The following is a 26,140-nucleotide window of genomic DNA, read 5'->3' as shown; positions in this document are numbered from 1 at the left end:
TAAGCATTGTGTGAAGATACTGAAAAGATAACATCACGGCGCTTGGTTAACCCTGCGTCATGGCTTTCATCCCCGGCGTATGATTGCACGGGGTTTTCAGCCTACCTTTTTATAAGCAATTCAACATTAAACAACTTATAGCCCTTGTACCGGAAAGGTCAATCTTCACGGAATCATCGCTACCTTAATGACCTTACGCTCCCTCATCTCACAAAACACCTGTTCTAAATCCTGCAATGGACGGTGTTCGCTGATCAGCAACTCAAAGGGAATCTTCCTACTTGTAAGCAGTGACAGCGCCGCCCGGACATATTCAGGAGTATTGTGAAACACTCCTTTAAGGGTAAGTTCGCTGTAGTGCAGTTGTTCTGTGTTAACAGTAATAGTCGTATCTCGGGGACATCCGCCAAATAGGTTAACGGTTGCACCAGGACGGGCGCAAGCAATCGCTGTTTCCCAAACACTCGGTACACCGGTTGCTTCTATCACAACATCTGCACCCCATCCTTGTGTCAGTTCTTTGACGAAACTAGGAATATCCGGCAATTGACGGTAATTAAAGGTTTTTGCCGCGCCTAATTTTTCCCCAATTTCTAGTCTTTGGTCATTCCCGCCAAACAGTAACACCTCAGCGTTGAGATCATGAGCCAATTTTGCGACAAACATCAGCCCGATCGCCCCATCTCCCAACACGACCACGCAATCACCTGCTTTGACGTTGGAACGGGCTACCCCATGCAGCACACAAGCTAGAGGTTCTGTCATTGCTGCCAATTCATACGGCAAGTCATCAGGAATTGGCAACATATTCTGTTGCACAATAGGCGCGGGAATCTTTAAATACTGGGCAAAAGTGCCGTTATTCCATGTCAAATTTGGACAAAGGGAGTATTCTTGCCGTTGACAAAAAAAACATTTCATGCATGGAGCAGAATTATTTGCCACCACCCGCTTACCCACCTGCCAAGCCGTAACACCTTCTCCTACGGCTACAATCTCTCCAGCAGCTTCATGACCAAACAAAGTTGGCGGTTTGAGCATCTTAGCATGACCGCCGCGACGCCAAACTTTCAAGTCAGTACCGCAAGTTGTCGCTGCTCCCACCTTGATAACGACTTCACCGATACCGGGGGTTGGGTCAGCGACTTGTTCTAAACTTAAATTTTCTTTGCCGTAAAGTAAGGCTGCTAACACAGCTTGTTACCAGTAATGAACTCCACCTGATTTTACCAGGTGGAGTTGGGAACTTTTTAGTCGTTCATCAGTCTTAAATTGTAGAAACTTAGGATTTGACTGCTGGTTGAGGAACAACTCCCGTGCTTCTTGCTTCTGCGTTGGGCATCCGGCTCACAGTTAACAATGGCACTTCTTGCCAGCAGGTTTTACAAAACCAGTAGAATTCACCATGACGGACATGACGCAACAGAGAACCACCGCAACAGGGACAACTGTTGGAGTTCAGACTCATATTTATGTCCTCCTTTTGAAAACTTGTTGATTATAGATGCACTAAAAAAGTTGTTGATTAAAATTGGATTCTAGCGGCATGAATGCGACCGTTTGAATTGATGCGGTCTTTGATGATTTTTCCATAAACCGCCTCGTACCCATCAACCATTTGGATAACGCTAAACTTGTTCTCTATATATTCTCGGCAAGTTTGACGATTGAGTTCCAAAGCGGCTGGAATCATTGCCGCCATTTCATCGAAACTTTGGCACACAAAACCTGAGACTCCGTGGGCAATCACCTCGGATACGGAACCTAAATTCATGGCAATGACTGGTGTACCAGTTGCCATTGATTCAATCATCACTAACCCAAAGGGTTCTTGCCAGGTTATTGGGAAGAGGGTGATAGCAGCATTGCCCAGCAGTTCAACTTTTTCGGCGTGGTTAATTTCACCTAGGTATTGAATTTGCTTACCATCAATGTGTGGGGCAATCTCTTGTTCAAAAAACTTAGAGTCTACTACATCAACTTTTCCTGCCATTTTGAGATGCCAACCAGTTTGCTTGGCAATGGCGATCGCGTGTTGCGGTCCCTTTTCCGGCGAAAAGCGTCCTAAGAATGCCAAATATGGGGCTTCTTGAGGTTGAGCGACAAAACGGTAATCTTCTGGATTAATCCCGTTGTAGACCGTGCCAACATAGTTGAGGTTTATCTCACGCTGGGCGTTACTAATGCTGACGTATGGTTGCTTTTGGTGGTAAGTGTATACGTTACGGTTGTCTGTTGTAAATCTGCCGTGCAGGGTATGCACTGTGGGTGTTGGCACAAAACTCGCCAAAGGTAACGCCGAAATTCCCAAATGGGAGTGGATAATATCGAATTCCTCTGCTAGCTGATAAACTTGGCTGAGTTCCAGCATTTCGTACACTGTATACTCTTTGACGTTTGCGTCTAAGCGCAATGCACGAGGATAAACTGCTTCTAATCTAGCCAATGTTTGCGAATCTCCAGACGCGAACAAAGTGACATCGTGACCTCGACGCACTAGTTCATCGGTCAAGCGACTCACGACTAGCTCTATTCCTCCGTATGTAGGAGGCGGAACTCGTTCCCATAAGGGGGCTACTTGAGCGATTTTCATAAGTTGTTTTGGTTCAGCAGGTGAAATAGTTCTGTCGCTAGGACTGACATTTGATGACGGTAGAGCATTTGTACCTAATCATCATGATTTTAAGTTAACCCGACTAGCTCAAGCGAGCGCAATTTCGGTTAACCGTACCCTGGCATAGCCACAGACTTATTTCACACCACATATTATAATGACTACGCAGAGAATATAGTTTTACATTACTCTTTAAGAAGATAGCAATTCATCTATCTTGGGGATCATAATAATTCAAACAATTTGTAACGAAAAATACCAAATTATCGCAATGGGATCAATTTTTGAGAGGCTTGCAGGAGGAGGAGAAAATAATTAATGACTACTGAAGAGTAACTCATATGAAAATTGCTACTTGGAATGTCAACTCGATTCGCACTCGTCTTGGACACGTTGTTGATTGGTTGAGTCAAAATCACGTTGATGTCCTGTGTATGCAAGAAACGAAAGTTGTAGATGAGAAATTTCCCTGTGCTGCCTTCGAGCAATTGGGCTACCATCTTTATTTATCAGGACAAAAAGCTTACAACGGTGTTGCCATAGCAAGCCGTGAACCACTAGAAGATGTCAGCCGTGGTTTTACGCCTATTTTGTTAGATGTGCAGCCAGATTGGGATGAGCAAAAACGGGTAATCACAGGTGTGATTCACGGTATCAGAATTGTCAATCTTTACGTACCGAATGGTTCAGCTGTGGGGAGCGAGAAATATGAATACAAGCTGGGTTGGTTAACAGTGCTGCAGGAGTATTTGCGATCGCTTCTTTTATCCTCACCTGCTATCTGTATGTGTGGAGACTTTAACATTGCTCTAGAAGATAATGATATTCATAATAGTGTGAGTACTGAAAATCACATTATGGCATCAGAAGCAGAGCGCCAAGCGTTACGAGATATTCTCTTATTAGGATTTGCTGATGCTTTTCGCAAATTTACCTCTGAAGGCGGACACTATAGTTGGTGGGACTATCGAGCCGTATCTTTTCGGCGTAACTTGGGTTGGCGTATTGACCATCACTATCTTACACCCAACTTATATGAGCGTGCTAAGAGCTGCACTATCGATGTAGCTCCCAGAAAGTTAGCTCAACCGAGCGATCATACGCCAGTGATTGTCGAATTCTAGAATTTAGTAGAGACGCGCCATGGCGCGTCTCTACATTGTAGAGTTAAAAAGCTTTGGACTATTGACTCATCCACGATCCAAAATCCAAAATCGATATGTTTCTAGTCACTGGAGCCACTGGGGGAATAGGTCGCAGAGTTGTGCGACTTTTACGGGAACAGGAAAAGCAGGTACGCGCGTTTGTCCGTCTCACCTCGCGCTACGGCGAGTTAGAACACCGAGGATCTAACATCTTTATTGGTGATTTGCGCCAAGAAAGGGATATTCAAAAAGCTTGTCAGGGCGTACAGTACATTATCAGCGCTCATGGTTCTGATGGTGATGCTCTATCTTTGGACTACCGCGCCAACATTGAACTGATAGATTCAGCAAAAGCGAATGGAGTACAACACTTTGTCTTCATTTCCGTGCTAGGAGCAGACCGGGGATACGAAGATGCTCCTGTATTCAAGGCAAAACGAGCGGTAGAGCGATACCTGCAAACTAGTGGCTTAAACTACACTATTTTACGCCCAGCTGGATTAGCATCGAACTTGCTGCCATTGGCAGAACGTTTTCGAGAAACGGGGTTGTACCTGCTGGTTGGCGATCCCAAAAACCGTACTTCTATTGTGAGTACAGATGATTTGGCAAGGATAGTGGTAGATTCTGTGACAGTAGCAGCCGCTCGCAACCAGATATTCCCAGTTGGAGGACCAGAGATTTTATCGCGAGAGGATATTCCCAAAATTTTTGGTCACATTTTTAACAAAGAGCCAGTGGTGATTAACCCGCCACTGTTTGCAGTAGATGCGCTGCGGGGTGCATTAGGTTTGTTTAATCCCGAAGCACAAAAAGCTTTGGGAACGTTTCGTACACTACTAGCGAATGAATTTTTCTGTACAAATCAGGAAATTGCCCAATTGGAGGCTATTTTCAATTTTCAGTTGGAAACATTAGAAAATTTTTTGCGACGTTACCTAGCAGTTTAAATGGGTAATGGCGACTGGGGACTGGGGACTGGGGACTGGGGAATACTCTTCCTCATCCCTAATCCCTAATCCCCAATCCCTAATCCCCAATCCCTAATCCCTAGTCCCTAATCTAAAATTTTATGAAATACTCCCTAACTGCAAATGCTGCTCAAGCACGTAAAACAAAACAGCGATTCGTAAAACCTGATGAACATTTATCCTATGAACTGGGTAAAGCGGTACAGGAATTGCCACCTTTGTATAGTAGATTGTTAGCGGGAACAGTGAGTGCGGTGGTATTGGGGACGATCGCCTGGGCAAATTTTTCGCTCATTGATGAAGTCGCGACAGCACCAGGAGAATTAATTGCTGCTACACAAGTACGACCAGTGACATCGATAGGTAACGGGACAATTGTTACAGTCAATGTCAAAGAAGGCGATCGCGTACTCAAAGGTCAACCTCTGGTTAAACGTGACCCAGACTTGCAACAAGTCGATGTTACTCGCTTAGCCACATCTGCTAAATTAATTCAGGAAGATTTACGGCGTTTGGATGCAGAACGCACGGGCGCTCAAGCTGGTGGCACACAACTTCAAGATGAACTGCTAAACTCTCGTTTACGAGACTATCAAGCGCGTCAAGCCGCAGCCCAAGCCGAATCAAATCGCCAACAAGCGCTGATTAACCAGGCGAAAGTACGCCTGACTCGCTTGCAAGAAAATTTAGTAAATGCAAGAACTAGCCTTGCCAACGCCAAAACGAACCAGCTCAACGCCCAAAATATTCGGACTAAAGTTGAAAACGGCTTAGCAATTGCTCAAAAAAGGGAACAAAGCCTAAAAACCCTCGTCACCCCCGGTGCGGTACCTCGACTCGATTACCTAGACGCCCAAGAAAGACTCAATCGTGTGACTGCGGAAATCACCAGGGCAAATGATGAGGTGACAAACTCCCAAAATAAGGTAACAGAAGCTCAAGACAAAGTCACATCCTTAGAAAAGGATATTGCTGCTCAGGCTCAAGAAATTCGCCAAGTCGAAGAAGCATATCAAGCGGCTCGCACTCAAGCACAACGTCTGGAATCAGAGCGTCAAAGTGAAATTATCACCCAGATTAACAAACGCAAAGAAGAACTGACCACCATTCAAGGTCAGCTTGAGCAAGCACGCAAACAGCAAGACAAGGAAACTATCAAAGCTCCAGTGTCAGGTACTATCTACAGAATCAAAGCAACAAAAGGACCAGTGCAAGCAGGTGAAGAGTTACTGTCCATTTTACCAGAAGGCGAAGAACTTCTCTTAGAGGTGAAAGTCCTTAACCGGGATATTGGTTTTATTCAGGAGGGAATGCAGGCAAAGGTGAAAATGGCGACCTTCCCCTTCCAAGAATTTGGGACTATTGAGGGCGAGGTGGTGCAAGTCAGTCCAAATGCTATTCTTGATAAAGAAATGGGCTTAGTTTTTCCCACCCGAATTAAGCTCAACAAACATTCAATATTGGTGCGCGGTCAAGAAGTTGGGTTTACTCCTGGAATGGCTGCTAATGGTGAGATTGTCACTCGCAAAAAGTCAATTTTGACATTCTTAATTGAGCCGATTACTCGTCGCTTTAGTGAGGCATTTTCTGTGAGGTAGGTTTGGGAGGCGCGATTGCGCTTTGTGCTGCGCCGGAGGTGATTGGGCAAGGAACAGCGCCGCGATCGCGATTCGGGACAGTGGCAAAGCCAATCGCACTTGTTTTGGTTGATTGCTTGGAGTCAGACCAGAAGGATACTATTGGCGATTATGATACGTTACAGCGCTAATCATAAGAATAAGCGCTGTAAACAGAGGCTAACCTGATAGATATTAATTAAATCCAGTAACTTTGAGTAATTTGATATTAGTTACAGGAAATTTACAAAAATTCCTTTTAAGGTTGTCATTAAAGTAAAGAAGTATTGTGTTGATAAACACAGTCTGGATTATCTTTAATCAATACCTTTTCTGCCTATAGGTAGTGAAAGATTAATCAAGAAAATGGAATTATCAAACAAAGAATAACATTAACATCAACATACCTGCCTCTCCTGCCCTTAAGCTAATTTAACAGTGCTTTTGGCAGGGGTTTTCTTTATAGAATCCATTGTAAATGTAGCTAAATTTACAAGTAAACTTAATATTCTATCTATCTAGCGATAGTAAAAACTCGTAAATTTTTCTTTGAAACTAAAAAATTAGGAATACATCAACCTTTCAATTGTCTCCTGCTATCTTTCCTATCTAGTTAGCAGGTTTTTTTATCTATAGAATCTGAACTATGCCGTAATAACGAATAAGGTCTTCTTGGTTATATACAAACTTAATATGAACCAATTGTTTTAGCAGAAGCTAGGGTAAATAGAATCAATTAACTATTTAAGACCTATTCAATAGGAGTACAAGGTGAATATCCCGAATTTTACAGAGTTTGTCTTAGGTAGCTTTGTAGCACTTTTTCCGATAGTAGATCCAATTGGAAATGTCCCTACGTTTCTCGTCTTAACATCGGCAAATTCTCCCAAAGAGCGTCATCAATTCGCAAGCAAAACTGCTCAGTATACAGTTTTAGTATTGTCACTATTTCTCTTAATTGGAGGGGGGATTTTACGCTTTTTTGGAATTTCTCTAGAGGTCGTCCGTATTGCTGGGGGAATTGTGGTGTTTCACACTGCTTGGCAAATGATGAGCGCACGACCAAGGCTAACACCAACGGAAAATCAAGCAGCCGCTGAAAAAAGCGCTCAGCACGAAGACATTTCTTTTATGCCGATGACCGTTCCCTTGTTGGCAGGACCGAGCGCTCTTGCTGTGACCTTGGGTTTATCGGCTCAAGCAGGACGCACTTTGTCTGTCCCAACCGTACTAAATTTTCTAGCAGTTTTGTTAGCGATTTTCCTATTAGGATTGCTCATTTATTTATGTTTACGAGCCTCTAATTGGTTTCTCATTTGGTTAGGAGAAACCGGTATCAAAGCATCTAGCCGAATTTTGGGATTTTTTATTATGGCAGTAGGTGTTCAGCTAATTCTCAATGGAATCGGTGATTGGCTGAGACACCTACAAATTATTACTAATTCGTAATTGAATTGGTAATTACGAATGACTCATTATGAATTAGGAATTGTCTATCGTTTCCTTAATGGCTGCAATGAAAGCGTCAATTTCAGAGTAAGTGTTGTAAAAGTACAGACTTGCTCGTGCAGTAGACTCAACGCCGAAGTACTCGTGTAAAGGCTGGGTAGCGTGTAAGCCTGCGTTGATAGCAATTCCAGCCTGATCCAGACGGGAGGATAAATCTTTGGCGGGGATACCCTCAACAGTAAACATGACTATAGCGACTTTACCCACAGCAGCATTTTCTGGTTGAGGACCGTAAATACGAATTGACTTAATTTGTTGCAGCTGTTTGACGAAATATTTAGTCAATTCTGCTTCATAAGCATAGATTTTATCCATGCCAATTTCGCTGAGGTAGTCAACGGCTGCACCAAAGGCGATGGCATCTCCAATTGACGGTGTTCCTGCTTCAAACTTATAGGGCAAATCCTTGTATGTGGCGCGATGGCGCAAAGCGCCCGCCTTCGGCGATCGCGGAAGACCTCAGCAACCATGTCACCTCCGGTTAAGAAAGGAGGCATTGACCGCAGTAACTCCAACTTACCATAAAGCAAGCCAATACCAGTAGGACCGCACATTTTGTAACCGGAACCAACAAGCCAATCACAGTCCATCTTTTGGACATCGATAGGCATATGGGGAAGACTTTGGCAGGTGTCGATTAAGACTTTAGACCCCTTTTGGCGAGCGATCGCAATAATTTCCTCTACGGGGTTAATACAACCCAAAGTGCTGGAAAGATGCAATATAGAAACCAATTTAGTTCGGTCTGAAATTAGAGTTTTGAACTGTTCCAAATTGAATTCTTCATTCTCGTTCAGTTCAACAAATTTCAGCACTGCACCTGTCTTTTGAGCAACCACCTGCCAGGGAACGATATTACTGTGGTGTTCCATTACCGAGATGATAATCTCATCCCCCGTTGTCAAGTTATTTATGCCCCAGTCATAAGCCACTAAATTAATCCCCTCAGTTGCATTGCGGGTGTAGATAATTTCTTGTGGCGAAGCAGCATTGATAAACTTCGCTAATTTTTCCCGCGCTGCTTCATACGCTTCTGTGGCTTCCTTACCAAGAACATGTGTGCTTTGATGCACGTTGGAATTATATTGCTCGTAGTAATCCCGTAGGGCATTTAGTACTACCGAGGGTTTGTGGGAACTTTCAGCGTTGTCGAAGTAAACCAAGGGTTTGCCGTTGACTTTTCGCTGCAAAATTGGGAAGTCAGCACGGACTTTCTCGGCAAGCGTTTTTTCCTGATTAACTATCATTGTTCAAACTAAGTGATGATGGTTTGCGGACTGAAGGTTAATAATGCCCTTCAATAGTTGCAACTATGTCGGTAACAAATAATCGTCCGTTAGTTTGAACAATAAGTCTTAGAAAAACAAACGCTTTCGTATTCACAAATACAATTTTTGGTTACATTTTTGTTGACTCCACACTGATAGAAGTATGTCACATCACGCTATGTTAAAGTTAACTAACTATTCCCAATACTCCTCCAGCATTTCCTTGCGTTTGTTCAGCATATTTTCAGAATCAGTACCACTATAGTCACTCATACTGTAGTTAACGTTGTTGTTCAGTGTGGTTTGGTAGCTTGAGAATTGCGACCAGAGAACAGGATTGTCAAACATCTCGTTATTCCCGATTTCAGGACTGGCGCTGAAGCTATACTGTTGCAGTGTATTGGCATAATCCAACTGGTTTTGTGGGGTGGAGAGAAGTTGCGTGCGGGGGTTCCCCCCGTTGAGCAAACTTCGGGGCATCTGGTCCCCCCACTGTATTTCAGAGGCAGGTGAGACAGCACAAGAGCCATCTTGATACTCTGTAATGCTGAAGCTAGAAGTTGCAATACGGCTCTGTGTTATGGAGTCCTTGAAACTTAAACCTGGGAGGCTAAAGCTTGGGGTTGTTGTACTGTGTACTGCTGTCTCTGGAACAATCTGACGCACTTGAGCATCAGTGAGATTGCGATTAGCACTGAGCATGAGAGCAACGACACCAGCAACATGGGGAGTCGCCATTGATGTGCCACTATAGGAAGCATACTGATTACCCGGAACTGTAGAGTAAACATCAACTCCTGGAGCTGTAACGTAAGTAAGTGAATTCACTCCTGCGCGGTTGGAGAAGTCAGCCATGTTGTTATTTTTATCAACTGCTCCAACTGCAATTCCTGATTTGTCTGCATATCGGGCTGGGTAGCCTGGTTGAAAGCCACTATCATTGCCAGCTGCCATAACGACAATAACTCCTTTATTGCTGGCATATTGAAGAGCTGTTTGCATCGAATCGTCCCCAGAACCACCACCTAGGCTGAGGTTAATCACATTCGCTCCATGATCTACAGCATAATAAATGCCTTTAGTAATGGAAGTGTAGGAGCCTGCACCTTCATCATTAAGAACTTTAACTGGCATAATTTTGGCATCATAGGCAATGCCAGTAACACCAAAGCCATTGTTCTCTCCAGCAATCGTGCCAGCAACATGGGTGCCATGACCTTTTCTATCTAAGACATCATTGTTGTTATCAACAAAGTTCCAGCCGTGAACGTCATCAACAAAACCATCGCCATCATCATCCTTGCCATTGCCAGCAATTTCCTTTGGATTTGTCCAGATATTATCCTTCAAGTCATCGTGGTTGAAGTCAACGCCAACATCCAGAACAGCGACAACCACACCCTGACCTGTGTATCCTTTTGCCCAGACTTCTGGAGCTTTCACAAGGTCGGCTCCCCAATTATTACCACCAAGATCAGGAACATCAGCAAAGGGACTTTGACCAACAGCTTTACCCACTGCGGCGGCTGCATTTATCAAGCCATAACCAGAGGAGAAATCGTAGCCATTATCATTGAATAATTGCTCTTCAGGATTTGGCTGCTTGTTATCGCTAGTTGAGTAAAAACTACTGTGACCGCCAAAGTTGACACTATAGTCATTATTGGGATGAAAGGAATCTACTGAGGAGGTAGACGTGATATTTAGCCCTTGATTAGAAAAAGAATTGTTAGTATTTATATCGCTGGGCATCAGTATTATCTCCTCAAATATATATCTCTTTTTTTGACAGCATGACCTGCAAAAGCCTTATGATTAATAGGGCTTTTGCCTGAAAGAGACTTTACCTAAGATAATAATTACTATTTAATAAAAATAAAAAATGCTAATTATTTTACAAATAATATAGTGGTTTGTATTTACATTGAATACAGTTCTTGTGAGGCAGACATTCTGTCCGCTCATAATTAGGGACGAGAGTCTCACCCGGCATCCGGCAAAAGCCATTTGTCCTTAGTCATTTGTTTACAAATAACAAATAACTAAGGACGACCAAAAGGAGTGTCTCACAACTTAACTATGACTGCTATAATATTAATTGATTGTAGAATCCCAATAACTAAAGCTTAAGTCAATGTCACTCCAACTTAATTCTAAAACACCAGGTTTTGAAGCGTTGGTGTCTACTCCCCAAGGATTAAAAAGAGTGAATTTTTGGGTGGAGGAATTGTAATCTATCAGCGCGTAAGCATGACCAGACACGATATTTGATGCTACTCCAGTTGGTTTTGTACCAAACCCAATCAATTGTCCAGAATTGAAGGCATCAACTAGAGAGCTAAAGTTAAGACCATTACCAAGAGAAGTATTTTTTCCTGTAATTTGTGCTAGTGCATCGCTGATATACCCACCTTTTCCAATACCAGTGTAGGTGTTGGTATTATCTTGATAAATCCAACCAGACTCGTTGAGTTGGGCGTAAGCTTTCTCGGCAAAAGCAACCCATAACTCATTAGAAGAGCTATTGTGGTCACTACCTTGATTGGCGTAAGGTAAATACCCTGATGAATTCGTTGGTAAATATCTGTCTACCGTTACATAGTCAGCAACTCCATTGTGCCAGAAGCGCAGGGTGAAAGTATTATCGCCGTTGTCAATGAACATACTCTCAATTGTGCTAGGAGAACGACCGGCTGTTTCAGCTAAACCTGCAAGGAAATAACAGTTATTTGTCTGTCCTTGTTTCACATCTTGGTAACTAATACCATTTTGGAACAGAGAACCATTCGCGTATTGATAAGTGTATGAAGTTTGTGGGCGATCGCCACCCAGAAACCACTTATTAATTAGGTTCTCCATCTGAATGTCACTGCTACCTGCATTCAAGTTGCCTAGTGTGTTGCCTTGATACTTCTGGTTAGCAGTGTCACCATTGACAACCTTGTTAGACAAAACTCGCACATACTCCGGCATTTGTAAGTAAGAGGCATTACTTACTAACGTGCGGAGGTCTGTAAATTCAGTGGCATTTACTGTACCACCGTTCTCTGCGTTACGCAGGATAGCTATCATGTCGTTGCGGTCTAATACACCATCAGTAAAGCGGTTCTTAGACTCTACGCGTAGAACACCATCTTGAACATTCAGGTCAAACCAGTCTTGAGTAGGAACAACGTTAGAGCCTTGAGTAAGAACAACGTTAAAGCTTGTTTGTACAGTATCTGTACTGGCACCAGATTTGTCATAAGCCTTTGCCGACAACTGATAGTTGCCACCAGCTAGACCAGTAAGAGCATAGTTAAAGCTACAATAACGATTATCGTTGCTATCGGCGGTGAATTGTACAGTATCAGAGATGCCTTGCGAGTTTCCGCCGTCTTTTTGCAACCAAAAATCCACTCGTGCTATATCGTTTGCACCATCGCCATCAAATGCCCTGGTATTGATTAGGTTGACTGTTTCCCCTGCTTGGTAGCTGCTTTTATCAGTGCTAAATTGTAATGATTGCGGTGCTTCGTTTTTAGAAATTTTAAGATTATAGGAAGTTCTCCCACCACTCACACGGTAGACCTGGATAGAATAAGTGCCTGCATCCAAAGTCTTGTCGATAGATTCAGCAGTATCACGATAATTATGGGAACCCGCTATCACTGAACGATTGCTGTCTAGCAATTGCAGATCTGCATCTGCTGACAGACCATCAAGAGCAAAGTTCAAACTACTACGACCACTTAGAGTAAAGCTGTAGTCATCGATGCGATTGTTATGACCTAGCGATCCATTAAAAACTTGACTTTTAGAAGTAGTATTTGTATTAGCTGATGGGCTTAGATTAATACTGTTATAGTCAATTGGCATAATTATTTATGTCTGCTTTTCTTGACGCTATTTGGCAGGCACACCATTTAAAACCCTTGCCAAACAAAGGTTTTAGATGAAGATATCAAAATTAAATGGTTGAATGTCTGTTGTTCTATACTCCTACTTCTGAGCCCAAAGCAGCCAGGTTGAAAACACGTAACTTTTATTACTAGTAAAGATAGGTAATCTGGTAATACTACTTTCTTTGTATGAATAAGTGAATGTACTAGATTTTTAAGAAAAAAGACTTTAAAGCGGCAACGAAAAGCATAAGCCTTTTTTCTCTGTTGGAGGTATGTTCAGGATGATAAACTACGCACTTTTACAAGAAATCTAAGCAAGAGAATTTATTCGTAGGGATTTAGCTTTATTCTTTATTCTTCAGGCAGGTAACACTTTCAAAATGTGCAATCCTAACAGGTTAGAGAAAAGCAGCAGTTTATTTATAGTCCAATACCGTTCAGTTAAGGATTTTTTGTGAGCGCGTTCTTATACCAATTCTCCATGAAGATGCACTTAATATTTATTAAACAACCGCCAAGACGCCAAGCACGCCAAGAGTGAAAGAGCTAGTATTAAGTGCAAGTTTACAGAGAATTGGTATTAGACAATTCCTCCCAGTCCCCAGTCCCCTTCACTTAGAGTGGTATTAAACTAGTGAAGAATAAACAGTCCGAAAGGCATATCGTGAGGGATAAAAAAGTGCCACTAACGCCTTGCACGCTCTTGGTAGGGTTTCCGGACGCAGGCGACTGGCGCTGTGGTGTTTCGCGATCGCTCCGGGCGCGGGCACTCCGTGCCCGGAGCCATGAAACGGATAACTGTTAAACAAAAATATAATATAAGGTAGATCTATTATAATGTCGTCGTTATTTTAACCGAATACTATTATTTTCCAAAAGGGGATGGACAAAGAAATGACCCTAGTTGTTGCAGCACTATATAAATTTGTTAAATTGCCAGATTTTGCCGAGAAACAACACTCTCTGCTGTCTTTCTGCGAATCGCATGGCGTTAAGGGGACAATTCTATTAGCACCAGAAGGTATTAACGGTACAATAGCGGCTTCACGTCAAGCGGTTGACTCTGTTCTCTCTTTTTTGCGCTCCGATCCCCGCTTAGCAGACTTGGAACACAAAGAGTCTTATGCTGACTACTCACCGTTTGAGCGGATGAAAGTGCGCTTGAAAAAAGAAATTGTGACTATCGGAAGGACTGGAGTTGACCCCAACGAACAGGTGGGTACCTATGTTAGCCCGAAGGATTGGAATGAGCTGATTTGCGATCCTGAAGTGACGGTGATTGACACCCGCAATGATTATGAGGTGAGGATCGGAAGCTTTAAAGGAGCGCAAAATCCTCATACGGAATCATTCCGTGAATTTCCCGAGTATGTTCACAAACACCTTGACCCCAACAAACACAAAAAGGTTGCCCTGTTTTGTACTGGGGGAATTCGTTGCGAAAAAGCCTCTTCTTTCATGCTGTCCCAAGGGTTTGAAGAGGTTTATCACCTCAAAGGTGGGATTCTCAAATATTTAGAGGAAGTTCCTGAGTCTGAGAGTTTGTGGGATGGCGAATGTTTTGTGTTTGACCAACGCATCGCTGTCAGTCACGGTTTAGAAACGGGTAGTTATGATATGTGCGCAAGTTGCGGGCGTCCCATCTCTGAAGCTGATAAATCATCTGCCAAGTATCAGGAAGGAGTTTGTTGTCCCTATTGTTTTGATACCCTATCGGAGGAGAAAAAGACACGTCAGCAGGAGAAAAAACGACAGTTGGAGTTGGCTAGGAAGCGGAATGGACAAGATTTCTCGGTGACTTCGACACAATGAAGGGTGGGGTATACGAACAAAGGCTGCGGAGGCAGCCTCTTGGAGGTTCGCCTAGGGACGCTTTAGCGCTAAGGTCAAGCCATCCGCAATTGGTACCAAACTCATGGTGATTCGTGGATCTTGATGCAGTTTCTGATTAAAAGCGCGGATGCTATTGGTTATCTTGTCTTGCTCTTGGGGATCTGCAACTCGTCCTGACTGTAGGACATTATCAATCGCAATCAACCCACCTGGACGTAGAAGTTGTAGAGAACGCTCGTAGTAGTTATCGTAGTTGTTTTTATCAGCATCGATGAAGGCAAAATCAAAGGTGCCTGCTTCTCCTTGTGCTATGAGTTTATCTAGAGTGTCGAGTGCTGGGGCAATGTGTAGCTCGATTTTATCTGCCACTCCGGCTTGCTGCCAGTAGCGGCGGGCGATCGCCGTATACTCTTCACTGAGATCACAGGCAACAACCTTACCCTCTGGTGGTAACGCCAATGCCACCACTAGGGAACTATAACCTGTGAATACACCTATATCTAGAGTTTTCTTTGCACCCATCAACTGCACCAGCAGTGACATAAATTGCCCCTGTTCTGGAGTAATCTGCATTCTGCTCCTCGGATGCTGTGCTGTTTCTTGTCTCAATTGCGCTAAAATCTCAGGTTCTCGTAATGAAACCGATTGCAAGTATTCATAAATACTTTTTTCAAGTCCTGACGTTTTATATGCCATGTTTTGCTGCTAATGGCTAATTGTATTTTTATCATTATAAAATATGTGAAGGTACTGCAAACATTGCGTGACGGCAGGCTAAACCCTGCAACGGAAACGCTTTCATCCCCGGTCGCCCATCACGTTTGGACGGTACTACGTACCTGTTCCTCTGCGGCTTTCAGCCAGCCATCCTTATAAGTCTTAAATCAGACATGATATTACATCTAACTGTCCTTGTGATTTCTGCTCCCGCTGCACGAGCGTCTTTATAAAAGTACTTTCTTATTTACAAAAATAAATAGGCATCTCTATTAAGTACAAAAAGCCCAAATTATCAACGATAATATCAAAAATTCATGACTTATTGAAGTGCATAACTCATAGTCTCTTTCTTGAGTTCTATTTTATAAGTTCTCTAAAATTAGTAAACTAACATACAATCTAAAATTATACTTTACTGTAGCGTCAGGCAGGGGGAATCATGAGCCGTCCTATAATTCTTGGTATTGTTGGTGACAGCGCAGCTGGGAAAACAACACTGACTAAGGGGATTGCTCAGGTTCTTGGTCCGGAGAATGTTACGGTTATTTGTACGGATGATTACCATAAGTACGACCGAAAGCAGCGTGCTGAGATTGGTATCACTGCTCTTCATCCTGACTGCAACTATTTAGATATTATGCAGCACCACCTGTCGCAACTGAGGACAGGGCAGCCAATCCTCAAACCTGTTTACAGCCACAAAACTGGTACTTTTGAGCCACCACTTTATATCAAGCCAAGTAAATTTGTCATAGTTGAGGGATTGCTGGGTTATTCCACCCGTGGCGCGCGTGACTCCTACGATGTGAAAGTTTACCTTGCTCCCCCTGAATCTTTACGCGCTCAATGGAAAGTTAAGCGGGATACGCAAAAGCGAGGGTATACAGAAGAACAAGTACTTGAGGAACTCAGAAAACGCGAACCAGATTCTGAACAATTTATCCGTCCACAACGACAATGGTCAGATATAGTCGTGAGTTTTTACCCTCCCAATGACGATTTGGACCAAACCAATGGACACCTAAATGTGCGTCTAGTGTTACGTCCTACGATTCCTCATCCAGATTTTAGCCAGATTCTCAACTACGGCGATGGCAGTTTTGAGTCAGCAATCCGCTTAGAATTAGACCGGGATATGGGCAAACCAGTCGATGTTCTGGAAGTTGATGGTCATGCCACTTTGGAAGAGGTTAATAAGTTAGAGCATATTATTTGTGCTGATATGCCCTACCTGAAGAATATATGCGATCGCGAAAGCAACCCAGAGTTGGGCAAAATTGCTGGTACAACTGGGGAAACACTTCAAAGTTACCCCCTCGCTCTCACCCAGCTATTGATTACGTACCATATGCTCAAGGCAACACAAACTTATCAGTATGAAGTCAGGGAAAGTACGGTAAAATAGCTCAAAATTAAATATTTGGTCAAATATCTAGAGGTTTTCAGAATTACAGGGGATAACTTAGGAATAAGTGCATATATCACCATTTATCTCCTGTATTTGTCTATGACTTATTGCCTCAGAATTGCCGACATACCTGTGACTGAACGTCCGCGTGAGCGGTTGTTAACGTATGGTCCTAAAATTTTAGCCACAGCCGAGTTAATAGCAATTCTGCTAGGCACCGGTCAAGGACACGGAAAACTTTCTGCGGTGGGTCTGGGACAATATATTTTACAGGAACTGAGCAAACACCAGCGAGACCCGTTGGCAGTTCTGCGAGATGTCAGCGCCGCCGAGTTGATGCAAATTCCTGGTATTGGTCCAGCAAAAGCAACGACTATCTTGGCGGCGATTGAATTAGGGAAACGAGCATTTCAATCCCGTCCAGGAGAACGCACGTTAATTGATAGTCCAGCGGCGGCGGCGGCAGCTCTTAGTCAAGATTTAATGTGGCAAAATCAAGAACGTTTTGCGGTGTTATTGTTAGATTCAAAAAATCGCCTGCTGGGAACGCAAGTGATTACCATTGGCACAGCAACGGAAACTTTAGCCCCTCCCCGCGAAATTTTTCGAGAAGTCATTCGTCAAGGAGCAACGAAGGTTATAGTGGCACATAACCATCCGTCTGGACATGTAGAACCTAGTCAAGAAGATATCGAATTGACGCGACAGTTGTTACTTGGAGCGCAGTATTTGGGCATTCCTCTTTTAGACCATCTAATTTTAGGCGATGGCAATCATCAGAGCATACGGGAGATAACAACATTGTGGGAGGATTGTCCGCAGGGAGATTAAGCCTCTTGCTAAGAGGATGTTTTAGAAGTGGTTAGTTATCAAAAACTTTTCGATCCCCCTAAATCCCCCGTCATAAGGGGGACTTTGAGATTATTTTCCCCCCTTAAAAAGGGGGGCTAGGGGGGATCTCAATACAACTCGGTACTTTACAAACATCCTTTAAAGTCAATTAGATGAAAATGAAACCACAGATGAACGTACTGAGATCAAGCCTCGAGTTGCAACAGTGACATTGCGTCGCCGTCCAAACCCTCGTTACCAGGTTCAACCTGGTAACGAGATATTAGAGCCTCTGGCTCTTGTTGAGAATGGTGAGTCCAGCCCTGCAGGCGGGTTTCCCGCCGTAGGGGACTGGCGAACCCGAAGGGTGCAAGATCTCAGCGTAGATAAATCATCTGTGTAGCCTACGGCACGGCTTACGCCTACATCTGTGGTTTTAAATATCCTTATCTAAAAAATCAACTAGTTTACTGAGTAATAATATACGTGATTTACTTTTTAGTAGTTAATTATTATTCCACCAATCTCATTACTAAATTAATGAGTTCTCTGCCTGCTGATAAAAATATTGACTACAAAACAATTATTGTCAACAACTCTCCTGATGATGATTCTATTTATGCTCTAAAAAATCAAGATATTCTCATTTTAAACGCTCTCGATAATTTAGGATTTGGTGGTGGTTGCAACTTAGGAATAAATTGGATTTATACCCAAGAACCTCAAGCAATTGTTTGGATTATTAATCCAGATGCTTATTTAGAAAAAAATATTTTGGCTCAAGTCGAGTTGTTTTTTGAGGCACATCGAGAAATTTCTATTCTCGGCACAATAGTTCATACTCCTACGGGCGAAGTTTGGTTTGCAGGCGGTCGCTTTATTCCGGCAACAGGAGCAATTCTCACTCAAGATTTATTGAGCAATACAGATGCAGATTATGTTGCTTGCGATTGGATTACAGGTTGTAGCTTTATCATTAATCTTCGTAAGTTTGATAAATGTCCTCAGTTTGACCCTGCTTACTTTCTTTACTATGAAGATTTTGACTTTTGCCGACGCTATGCTAATCAAGGACATCTGATTGCAGTTACTAAGCAGTTTGGTGTCCTACATCAGCCCTCCTCAATTACTAATAGATATGTTTTTAGAAAAATCAAAAATAGTACTTATGGTTATTTATTATCTTTAGATAGATATACAAATAAAGTGGTTTTTCTATTAAGGTTAGTTCGTTTGATTCTTTATGCTTTAATTTTGATGGTTGTAAAACCTCAAGTAGCATTTGGCAAATTTGCTGGCGTGTTCATGTATTGCAGGCGATCGCCCAAGGGGCACGCTTAGGAGCCAATCGCTCTCTTAAACCTATCTCTGGTGATGTTAGGCTAAGATTATATCGTAAAATCAAAAACTCACTGGCTCGTGCTATGGTTGTACAGATTCCGCCCTCTCTTCACTCGATTGAGGAGTATTTTGCACTTGAGGAAACCGCCGACTACCGCAGCGAATACCGTGATGGAGAAATTGTTCCTATGACAGGGGGTTCGATTAACCATAATCAAATCGTTGTTAATTTAATAATTGCTCTTACCCTTGCACTCAGGGAGCAAGATTACCACGTTTACGCTAACGATTTGCGTCTGTGGATTCCTCGCTTTCGCCAATACACTTATCCAGATGTTTTGATTATCAAAGGTGAACCAGTATTTGAGTCAGGACGTACTGATACTGTTCTGAATCCCAATATTATCTTTGAAGTTCTCTCTAAATCTACCAGTAGCCGCGATAGGGGTGATAAATTTACATACTATCGCTCTATTCCTCAATTTCAAGAATACGTTTTGATTGACCAATATCAAATCCATATTGAGCAGTTTAGTAAAACTCCAGAAGGTAACTGGCTATTTAGCGAATCTGACGCTGAAGATGGAGTTTTGACTCTAGTTTCAGCTAATTGCCAAATCCCGCACCGTCAAATTTATGAGCGGGTTAAGTTTGATAGAAATGAGTAAAATATTATTTAATTTATCCATTCTTTTTTCCCAACCCACAGGCATAAGCAACTATGCAAAAAATCTTTTTCCTTATTTAAAAACTCTTAAACCCACCTTATTAACGGCACAAAACTACCCTGATTTTAACTGTTATCCAATTCCTAATAATCTTACGCCTGCTCAGGGAACAAAAGGACATTTTGACCGTCTTGTCTGGACACAATTTCAACTGCCAAAAATCTATAAAAATCTGAAATCTCAACTTATATTTTCTCCTGTTCCGGAAGCCCCACTTTCTGCCAATTGCCGTTATATTGTGATGGTTCACGATTTGATACCATTGCGCTTTCCCAAACTCTTGTCACCACTGACGCATTTCTCGCGCTACTACGTTCCCCAAGTTCTTGCGCAAGCGCAACACATTATTTGCAACTCCCATGCTACGGCAAAGGACATTATCGACTTTTATCAGATTCGGGCAAGCAAAATCACTCCTATTCCTCTTGCATACGACGCCAATCATTTTCGTCCGCTTTATTTAGAAAATGGCGGGCAAGATGCCCACCCCACAACAGTTTCTCCATACTTTCTCTACATTGGACGACAGGATTCCTACAAAAACCTACATCGACTCATTACGGCTTTTGCAGCATTATCTAATAATTTATCTAATAATAAAGACTACGAATTGTGGTTAGCAGGACCACAAGATAAACGCTTCACTCCTAACTTACAAACGCAAGTTGAAGAACTAGGTATAACCGATAAAGTTAAATTCCTTAACTATGTTCCTTACAGTGAATTGCCGAAAATAATTTGTGGTGCTATAGCCCTCGTCTTTCCCAGTCTTTGGGAGGGTTTTGGTTTCCCAGTTCTCGAAGCAATGGCTTGCGGTACTCCTGTGATTACTTCTAACCTCTCATCTTTACCAGAAGTTGCTGGCGACGCTGCTGTTCTTATCAATCCTTACAGCGTTGAGGAAATCACTGAAGCGATGCGAACAATTGCAACTGATTCCGCATTGCGTCAGCAGCTTTCGACTCAAAGCATAAGCAGGGCAAGTCAGTTCAGTTGGGAAAAAACAGGGCTTGCTACTGTTGAAGTTTTATCACGCTACCTTTAAATAACATTAATAACAAATTATTAGCTAGTTAATAACAGTTAAATACAGCACTTTGCATCTAAATGGAGTACACCCCTCCCCAACCCTCCCCAAGGCATCGGGGAGGGTGCGCGACAGCGCGGGTGGGGTATCTCTGTACTTCAGTAACTTGCAATCTGCTGTAAATGTTTTTTTAAAGAGAAAATGCAACTAACAGTTGAACAACACTTAAGTAACACTTGAATAACTGATTAAAAAATGGCATTATAGTAAGTTGACAAATTTAACAAAACAGCTAGCTAATAAGCCTATTGTATAATTTAGGTCAGAGAATCATCTCTAACCGTCATTTTGATGTGCTTTTGCAACAACAGCATTGAAATGACACACAATACAGTGCGCTTCCCTAATCTATGATTCTGCTTAAAGTTCAGGATAGCTATATTTTTCTATAACAAGAGAAAACCAGGGAGAATTAGCGATATGAAGCAATCAAAGAGTAGGAGAAAACGGGGAATTATGCTGACTCCTGCAGGGCTGAAGCGGCTAGAAGCAGCAATTCTGGCTGTGGAGAAGGCGCACAACAACGGCGATCGCTTTACTTTAGACGAACTAGGCTTACGCATGAATGTTTCTAGCAAAACACTCAGCCGATTGTGGTCCTTGGATAGAGGCGTAGACCAGAAAACTGTGAGAGTGTGCTTTAGCGCTTTTAACCTGGAATTATGTAGCGAAGACTATACAATTTTAGATGAACCGAATCACACTGAAACCTCTGGCGAGCTTTTGGTGAGTTTAGAAACAGAAGAGGTAAGTTCGTCTGAGTCTTTATCAGTAGATTCATTTATTAACGAACAGCGTGACAAACTTAAACATTTTTGGTCATACCCAGATGGTCCCGTACCTCTGGATTCCCCCTTCTACGTCGAACGTCCCCCAATTGAGGAACTGGTTTATCGGGAAGTCACTCAACCAGGCTGTGTAATTCGCATTCGAGCACCTAGACAGATGGGTAAGAGTTCTCTGGTGTTGCGGCTTTGTGCTTTTGCACAAAAGCAAGGGTATCGCACAGTGAATCTGAATTGCTACCAGATAGATTCCGATGGTCTAACTGACTTAAATCAGCTTTTGCGTAATCTTTGCTGGCGAATTGCAACAGAATTAGACATTGCTCCCAACCTGAATGACATATGGGATGAGGAAGTTGGTTGTAAGTTAAATTGTAGCTTTTACTTGCAGTATTTGCTCAAGCAGATTCAAAGCCCAGTAGTTCTGGTGTTGAATGAAGTTGACTGCTTTTTTGAACATCCTCACATTGCTACTGAGTTCTTTGCTTTGTTGCGTTCTTGGTGCGAGGAAGCACGACAAAATGCCAATTGGAGCAAGTTGAGGTTAGTAGTAGTTTACTCTACAGAAGAGTATGCCACCCTAGATATCAACCGCTCCCCGTTTAATATTGGACTACCTATCCGTCTCGTGGAATTTACCCAGCAACAGGTAGAAGATTTAGCCCAGCGGCACGCGCTAGACTGGAGTAGTGGTAAGGAATCTGCCCAACTGATGTCGCTTGTAGGCGGTCATCCAGCACTCATTCGGATTGCGCTTTATTATCTTTGCTCTCAGGTCATCACTCTACAAGAGCTGATACAAGAGGCACTTACCAACGGTGGCATCTACCGCTATCATTTATGGCGACACTGGGCGAAACTGCAAGAAAAACCCAGTCTGGCAAAGATCTATACTGATGTTGTGACAGCAAAGCAAGGTATTTCTCTTGACCCGATTGAGGCATATAAACTCGAGAGTTTGGGATTGATTTGCTTTAAGGGCGATCGCATTATACCGCGTTGCGAACTCTACCGCACTTATTTTGCAAAACAACTAGCGACAATCATTTAAGAAATCATTTAATGATACGGGTTTGAACCCCTATCATTGAATGATTTTATGTTCAAAAATTACCTTATTTGCAACGACTCGCCTACTTTCAAGAAGTCGAGAGCCAGCACCTGAAGTATCTTTTGGCTTTCCGCTTCTTGGTGGTTCAAACGCTCTGTATTCTTGGATAAAAGTAGTGTTTCTCGTTTCTAGCTTTCTTAGATCTAAAGCTAATCCTACAGCTAATCCTACAGCAAGCAGGCATAGAGCAGTTTTCAATCACAAATTAGCTATTTTGGAGTGTAAATAACAGGTTGACAGCACTAATTAAAGTTACGCAATTCGTCAACTTTAATGACTGAAACGGTAACATCTCCCGCGTTATCGTTAATCTCAGTATCGAAGAAGAAAGCACACAGTTTCGACGGTTCTGACACAGCTATAGTCAGGGTATCGTCATAGCCATTTAGAGTTGACCAACCGGCTGTTACTTGCTTATTCGTTTTTAAGTTCTTGAATTTGCCCCCATAAATCCAGAGTAAAACTAAGGCTTCGTTTTCTGCGTCTTCAGAATCTTTGACATAATCGAATGCACCTTCTTTGATGCGGACAACATAGATTCCCTGTGTTAGCTCTGCTGTTACTCCTTTGTTTTGGATAGCCTCCATTTGCTCTTTTGTAAGCTGATAGCAATTTTTAGCACTGTTAACGACTAAATCGGTAATAGAGGTTTGAGTTGTCATGATTTTTTCCTCCTTGGATTCAGAAAATTGTATTGATATTGCTATCTGGAAAATAGTGTTAGTTCATTTGGCAATAGAACCACAATTATTCGTAACTTAGGGTGCCATCAATGTTGACAATGTGAGAATCTAGCTCAATCTCTGATGGATAATATGTGTCTCCTGCTGCTGTTTTGCACTCAGCAACAAGTACAAGTTGTCTGGTACTCAGCAACTGCGCTGGAGCAATATTCTTGCAGCTTTTAGAAAAATTTTTATCACTCCAGGATAATTTTCCATCCAAGTTACCAATGTATTTATCTAAGTCAATGGAGGTTTGCTGAGAATCGCCATTACTTTTTGCGCAACTTGTTGATAGGATTGAGCCATTGATTTCTATCTTATCTTTGTCGCAGCTTAGGCTAAATTCACCTGTTGCCATCGCTTGATCAACAACAAAGTTAAGTGACACAACGAAAGTAAACAAAAAGACCATAGCAACTTTGAGTAGTAGCCATTTCTTCATTTTCTATTAACCCCTTCTATTTGTAATGTAGCCAATTGTCTCGACAAAATCCTTATGTGAGCTTTGTCAATAATTAAGGATCATATATGAGTACGGCTTTTCCACTTTCTGTGAACGCCTAGACCATTCAACACAATACTTTACCCCAAGACATTAAGTCTAAACCAGAATACTATTGCAGCAACGTGTAAATCGTTGGCTTTAAGTGTCTAGCTTGACAAATCCTTTGGCGGAAATTGCTTTCACTTCATGCCACCATGATCTTACTTTTCTCATCAAAATGCAAGGACAGATAAGACAGTTAAGCAGAAATTTAAGAAACTGATTGCAATAAATAAAGGACAGTTAAGACAGTTAAGACAGTTAAGACAGTTAAGCGAAAAAATAGACAGATACAGATTTATTTAGTTCAAGAAGTGATAGAATGCATACGTCAGATCAAGATGGAGAGTTTTGCTGACTTTTATAAGGCTGAAGTGGTTGCCAAAGGCGATCGCCCTTAGGTAAGATGAGCCCCAACAAACTTCTGGCTAAAATTCCGGTGGATGCCAGTTTTGAGCAACCCAAATCTTTCGGGCTTCAACAATATAATCGTTGTTAAATTCATCAGGGCTGTCACCAGCCCTGCTGAGTTTAATCAAGCAGAATGAAAGAAAGAATTTTGAGCAAAAACCTCTATTTTATAGGGATTTTCGCGAATTTTTCTTCACAATGCCGAAGAGCTAGCCCTACTTGTTGCTGGCATCCCTATGCAGCGTTTAACCGCGCTTCAAGTGCGCTCACCTTATCTGACAAATCCTTGATCGCGTTGACAAGGGTGAAAGTCAGTTCTGAAATATCTGTCATTAAAAGAGAAGACGACTCGTTATGCCTTTGTGTTTCTAAAACCATGCTGGGGCAAACTTGTTGCAACTCCTGAGCAACAAAGCCTACATACTCCCTACCTGCGTCACTGCCTTTTGCATCAAACTCCGGCTTATAACGGAATTTCACTGGAGACAATTGTTTAATAAGTTCTAATCCGCGCTGGTAAGGCGTAACATTTGTTTTTGTTCTTGCATCTGAAAGCGCAGCAAAAGTTCCACCGCCTGTTTTAGAAGCGTTGCCATCAATACTTAAGGTTTGGTCGGGGTTGGCAGTATTGATTCCTACTCTCTTGTGAGCTGAAAAAATATTGATCGCTTCCCAAGAATTGTCATTATTACCTGGTACATAAACCGTAATAACATCACCACTGAGTGTGTTAGGACGGCTATAGCCCCAACGAATAAATTTAGATTTTTGGGAACCATTAGTTAAGTCCCAACTTGGACCATCAAAATCAATTCCAGCAGTGGCGTCAAAAGCAGCAAGCCCGGAAACTTGTAATTTTGCTTCGGGTTTCTGTGTCCCAATGCCGACGTTACCATTGGTAACTGTTAGTCTTTCCGCACCGAATTGAAACAAACCAATGCTATCATCAGAATCGTTTTCAATTCCAATCAATAACTTGGTTTTTTCGCTTGTATTTGCTGAGGTCGTGCCTTCAACATAGTAGCGAATATAAGCTTTATCGCCTGAACCGCCACCGGGATCTTTTGGAAACAAAATACCTGCTTGATCATTATTTCCAACCTCTGGCGTAATCGCTCCACCAGTAACTTGCAATTTTGCTTGTGGTGTCGTTGTCCCGATACCAACATTGCCGTCAGCAGTAACTGTTAGTAAATCACCAGTCACGTGTGTCCAAAGACGAAGTGCGCCGTTTGGGTTGTACCATGCAAACGTATCACCCTTAACAGCTGGGTTTGGGAAAGCAGTGAGGTTACGTCTGTAAAGGTAAAGACCAGATCCACTTCCTGAAAGTGTAATTTGACCTGCGCTTTGAGTAAAATCAAGCAACCCGGCTGAAATGCCTTCAGTCACATGAAGTTCGCCATTAGTTGTTTGCTGAGCCATAGTTTTTTGTTCCTTTGTTTAAGAAAGTAGGAAGTATGCAAAACTTGCATCTTTCGATATATTTTCACAATTTTAATAAAAAGGCAAGGACAGATAAGACAGTTAAGAAGACAGTTAAAAACTAATTTATAAGACAGTTAAGACAGTTAAGACAGTTAAGACAGTTAAGACAGTTAAGACAGTT

The 26,140-nt window shown here is 42.3% G+C and carries 24 protein-coding genes and 1 pseudogene; 14 read left to right on the top strand and 11 right to left on the bottom strand.

The genetic code is table 11. The features are described from left to right. Positions 1-165: 165 nt before the first annotated feature. The 3 genes from AACT52_RS32345 to AACT52_RS32335 form a co-directional block, all read right to left on the bottom strand. Positions 166-1,194: a zinc-dependent alcohol dehydrogenase gene (locus AACT52_RS32345; protein ID WP_073634718.1), complete on the bottom strand. Its 1,029-nt coding sequence runs from the start codon at positions 1,192-1,194 to the stop codon at positions 166-168. Between the two features lie 88 nt (positions 1,195-1,282). Continuing rightward, positions 1,283-1,468, bottom strand: coding sequence for a hypothetical protein (locus tag AACT52_RS32340; protein WP_073634717.1), 186 nt, complete (start codon positions 1,466-1,468; stop codon positions 1,283-1,285). Positions 1,469-1,525: 57 nt separating this feature from the next. After that, the gene (locus tag AACT52_RS32335) at positions 1,526-2,593 is read right to left on the bottom strand and encodes a glycosyltransferase family 4 protein (protein ID WP_073634716.1); all 1,068 of its coding nucleotides are present in this window, start codon (positions 2,591-2,593) and stop codon (positions 1,526-1,528) included. A 362-nt stretch (positions 2,594-2,955) separates the two neighbouring features. Between AACT52_RS32335 and xth the strand changes: the two genes are divergently transcribed. From xth to AACT52_RS32310, 5 genes are all read left to right on the top strand, one after another. After that, on the top strand, positions 2,956-3,738 hold the full coding sequence (xth, locus tag AACT52_RS32330) for an exodeoxyribonuclease III (protein ID WP_073634715.1): 783 nt from the start codon (positions 2,956-2,958) through the stop codon (positions 3,736-3,738). Between the two features lie 95 nt (positions 3,739-3,833). Next, on the top strand, positions 3,834-4,709 hold the full coding sequence (locus AACT52_RS32325; protein WP_073634714.1) for an SDR family oxidoreductase: 876 nt from the start codon (positions 3,834-3,836) through the stop codon (positions 4,707-4,709). Positions 4,710-4,831: 122 nt separating this feature from the next. Then, on the top strand, positions 4,832-6,328 hold the full coding sequence (locus AACT52_RS32320) for an HlyD family efflux transporter periplasmic adaptor subunit (RefSeq protein WP_073634713.1): 1,497 nt from the start codon (positions 4,832-4,834) through the stop codon (positions 6,326-6,328). A 2-nt stretch (positions 6,329-6,330) separates the two neighbouring features. After that, on the top strand, positions 6,331-6,498 hold the full coding sequence (locus tag AACT52_RS32315; protein WP_158054858.1) for a hypothetical protein: 168 nt from the start codon (positions 6,331-6,333) through the stop codon (positions 6,496-6,498). 619 nt (positions 6,499-7,117) lie between these two features. Continuing rightward, positions 7,118-7,795 (top strand): MarC family protein, encoded by a 678-nt coding sequence (locus AACT52_RS32310; protein ID WP_073634712.1) that lies wholly within the window; start codon positions 7,118-7,120, stop codon positions 7,793-7,795. Between the two features lie 33 nt (positions 7,796-7,828). Here the strand turns inward: AACT52_RS32310 and AACT52_RS32305 are convergent. From AACT52_RS32305 to AACT52_RS32295, 3 genes and pseudogenes are all read right to left on the bottom strand, one after another. Further along, a pseudogene (locus tag AACT52_RS32305) lies at positions 7,829-9,102 on the bottom strand (SufS family cysteine desulfurase). 216 nt (positions 9,103-9,318) lie between these two features. Next, positions 9,319-10,875, bottom strand: coding sequence for a S8 family serine peptidase (locus AACT52_RS32300; RefSeq protein ID WP_073634711.1), 1,557 nt, complete (start codon positions 10,873-10,875; stop codon positions 9,319-9,321). A gap of 342 nt (positions 10,876-11,217) precedes the next feature. After that, on the bottom strand, positions 11,218-12,981 hold the full coding sequence (locus AACT52_RS32295) for a C2 family cysteine protease (protein ID WP_073634710.1): 1,764 nt from the start codon (positions 12,979-12,981) through the stop codon (positions 11,218-11,220). Positions 12,982-13,686: 705 nt separating this feature from the next. On the opposite strand from AACT52_RS32295, the gene AACT52_RS32290 reads away from it, so the two are divergent. Together AACT52_RS32290 and trhO are read left to right on the top strand one after the other, a co-directional pair. Next, a complete protein-coding gene (locus AACT52_RS32290; RefSeq protein WP_272937127.1) occupies positions 13,687-13,812 on the top strand; it encodes a hypothetical protein in 126 nt (41 codons plus the stop codon). Between the two features lie 89 nt (positions 13,813-13,901). Continuing rightward, complete coding sequence (gene trhO, locus AACT52_RS32285; protein ID WP_073634709.1) at positions 13,902-14,819, top strand: oxygen-dependent tRNA uridine(34) hydroxylase TrhO; 918 nt, start codon at positions 13,902-13,904, stop codon at positions 14,817-14,819. A 51-nt stretch (positions 14,820-14,870) separates the two neighbouring features. Here the strand turns inward: trhO and AACT52_RS32280 are convergent, their stop codons facing one another. Next, entirely contained in the window at positions 14,871-15,536 is a 666-nt protein-coding gene (locus AACT52_RS32280; RefSeq protein ID WP_073634708.1) for a class I SAM-dependent methyltransferase, read from the bottom strand. Positions 15,537-15,999: 463 nt separating this feature from the next. On the opposite strand from AACT52_RS32280, the gene AACT52_RS32275 reads away from it, so the two are divergent. From AACT52_RS32275 to AACT52_RS32245, 7 genes are all read left to right on the top strand, one after another. Beyond that, positions 16,000-16,965, top strand: a complete 966-nt coding sequence (locus tag AACT52_RS32275) for a phosphoribulokinase (protein WP_073634707.1) — start codon at positions 16,000-16,002, stop codon at positions 16,963-16,965. 102 nt (positions 16,966-17,067) lie between these two features. Next, a complete protein-coding gene (gene radC / locus AACT52_RS32270) occupies positions 17,068-17,799 on the top strand; it encodes a RadC family protein (protein ID WP_073634706.1) in 732 nt (243 codons plus the stop codon). 226 nt (positions 17,800-18,025) lie between these two features. Continuing rightward, positions 18,026-18,202: a hypothetical protein gene (locus AACT52_RS32265; protein WP_158054856.1), complete on the top strand. Its 177-nt coding sequence runs from the start codon at positions 18,026-18,028 to the stop codon at positions 18,200-18,202. 83 nt (positions 18,203-18,285) lie between these two features. Beyond that, complete coding sequence (locus AACT52_RS32260) at positions 18,286-19,140, top strand: glycosyltransferase (RefSeq protein ID WP_073634705.1); 855 nt, start codon at positions 18,286-18,288, stop codon at positions 19,138-19,140. Positions 19,141-19,223: 83 nt separating this feature from the next. Beyond that, positions 19,224-19,808: a Uma2 family endonuclease gene (locus tag AACT52_RS32255; RefSeq protein WP_073634704.1), complete on the top strand. Its 585-nt coding sequence runs from the start codon at positions 19,224-19,226 to the stop codon at positions 19,806-19,808. Continuing rightward, positions 19,801-20,913, top strand: coding sequence for a glycosyltransferase family 4 protein (locus AACT52_RS32250; RefSeq protein WP_073634703.1), 1,113 nt, complete (start codon positions 19,801-19,803; stop codon positions 20,911-20,913). The genes AACT52_RS32255 and AACT52_RS32250 overlap by 8 nt, the downstream gene beginning before the upstream one ends. A 462-nt stretch (positions 20,914-21,375) precedes the next feature. Continuing rightward, positions 21,376-22,791: an AAA-like domain-containing protein gene (locus AACT52_RS32245; protein WP_073634702.1), complete on the top strand. Its 1,416-nt coding sequence runs from the start codon at positions 21,376-21,378 to the stop codon at positions 22,789-22,791. Between the two features lie 33 nt (positions 22,792-22,824). On the opposite strand, the gene AACT52_RS32240 is transcribed toward AACT52_RS32245, so the two are convergent. The 4 genes from AACT52_RS32240 to AACT52_RS32225 all read right to left on the bottom strand — a co-directional run bounded on the left by AACT52_RS32240 (position 22,825) and on the right by AACT52_RS32225 (position 25,956). Further along, complete coding sequence (locus AACT52_RS32240; protein ID WP_073634701.1) at positions 22,825-23,049, bottom strand: hypothetical protein; 225 nt, start codon at positions 23,047-23,049, stop codon at positions 22,825-22,827. 44 nt (positions 23,050-23,093) lie between these two features. Continuing rightward, a complete protein-coding gene (locus tag AACT52_RS32235) occupies positions 23,094-23,513 on the bottom strand; it encodes a hypothetical protein (protein ID WP_073634700.1) in 420 nt (139 codons plus the stop codon). 85 nt (positions 23,514-23,598) lie between these two features. Then, the gene (locus AACT52_RS32230) at positions 23,599-24,018 is read right to left on the bottom strand and encodes a CVNH domain-containing protein (RefSeq protein WP_073634699.1); all 420 of its coding nucleotides are present in this window, start codon (positions 24,016-24,018) and stop codon (positions 23,599-23,601) included. A gap of 747 nt (positions 24,019-24,765) precedes the next feature. After that, a complete protein-coding gene (locus AACT52_RS32225) occupies positions 24,766-25,956 on the bottom strand; it encodes a tail fiber domain-containing protein (protein WP_073634698.1) in 1,191 nt (396 codons plus the stop codon). Positions 25,957-26,140 lie beyond the last annotated feature (184 nt).

It is taken from the genome of Scytonema sp. HK-05, assembly GCF_963872035.1.
GTDB lineage: Bacteria > Cyanobacteriota > Cyanobacteriia > Cyanobacteriales > Nostocaceae > Kalymmatonema.
The sequence above is the reverse complement of the archived record's forward strand: the minus strand, read 5'-3'. Positions and strand labels throughout refer to the sequence as shown.

Excerpts from the sequence above, each read along its gene's own strand:
- AACT52_RS32340 (WP_073634717.1), bottom strand. The coding sequence starts at position 1,468 with ATGAGTCTGAACTCCAACAGTTGTCCCTGTTGCGGTGGTTCTCTGTTG.
- AACT52_RS32335 (WP_073634716.1), bottom strand. The coding sequence starts at position 2,593 with ATGAAAATCGCTCAAGTAGCCCCCTTATGGGAACGAGTTCCGCCTCCT.
- xth (WP_073634715.1), top strand. The coding sequence starts at position 2,956 with ATGAAAATTGCTACTTGGAATGTCAACTCGATTCGCACTCGTCTTGGA.
- AACT52_RS32325 (WP_073634714.1), top strand. The coding sequence starts at position 3,834 with ATGTTTCTAGTCACTGGAGCCACTGGGGGAATAGGTCGCAGAGTTGTG.
- AACT52_RS32320 (WP_073634713.1), top strand. The coding sequence starts at position 4,832 with ATGAAATACTCCCTAACTGCAAATGCTGCTCAAGCACGTAAAACAAAA.
- AACT52_RS32300 (WP_073634711.1), bottom strand. The coding sequence starts at position 10,875 with ATGCCCAGCGATATAAATACTAACAATTCTTTTTCTAATCAAGGGCTA.
- AACT52_RS32295 (WP_073634710.1), bottom strand. The coding sequence starts at position 12,981 with ATGCCAATTGACTATAACAGTATTAATCTAAGCCCATCAGCTAATACA.
- trhO (WP_073634709.1), top strand. The coding sequence starts at position 13,902 with ATGACCCTAGTTGTTGCAGCACTATATAAATTTGTTAAATTGCCAGAT.
- AACT52_RS32280 (WP_073634708.1), bottom strand. The coding sequence starts at position 15,536 with ATGGCATATAAAACGTCAGGACTTGAAAAAAGTATTTATGAATACTTG.
- AACT52_RS32275 (WP_073634707.1), top strand. The coding sequence starts at position 16,000 with ATGAGCCGTCCTATAATTCTTGGTATTGTTGGTGACAGCGCAGCTGGG.
- radC (WP_073634706.1), top strand. The coding sequence starts at position 17,068 with ATGACTTATTGCCTCAGAATTGCCGACATACCTGTGACTGAACGTCCG.
- AACT52_RS32255 (WP_073634704.1), top strand. The coding sequence starts at position 19,224 with ATGGTTGTACAGATTCCGCCCTCTCTTCACTCGATTGAGGAGTATTTT.
- AACT52_RS32250 (WP_073634703.1), top strand. The coding sequence starts at position 19,801 with ATGAGTAAAATATTATTTAATTTATCCATTCTTTTTTCCCAACCCACA.
- AACT52_RS32245 (WP_073634702.1), top strand. The coding sequence starts at position 21,376 with ATGAAGCAATCAAAGAGTAGGAGAAAACGGGGAATTATGCTGACTCCT.
- AACT52_RS32235 (WP_073634700.1), bottom strand. The coding sequence starts at position 23,513 with ATGACAACTCAAACCTCTATTACCGATTTAGTCGTTAACAGTGCTAAA.
- AACT52_RS32230 (WP_073634699.1), bottom strand. The coding sequence starts at position 24,018 with ATGAAGAAATGGCTACTACTCAAAGTTGCTATGGTCTTTTTGTTTACT.
- AACT52_RS32225 (WP_073634698.1), bottom strand. The coding sequence starts at position 25,956 with ATGGCTCAGCAAACAACTAATGGCGAACTTCATGTGACTGAAGGCATT.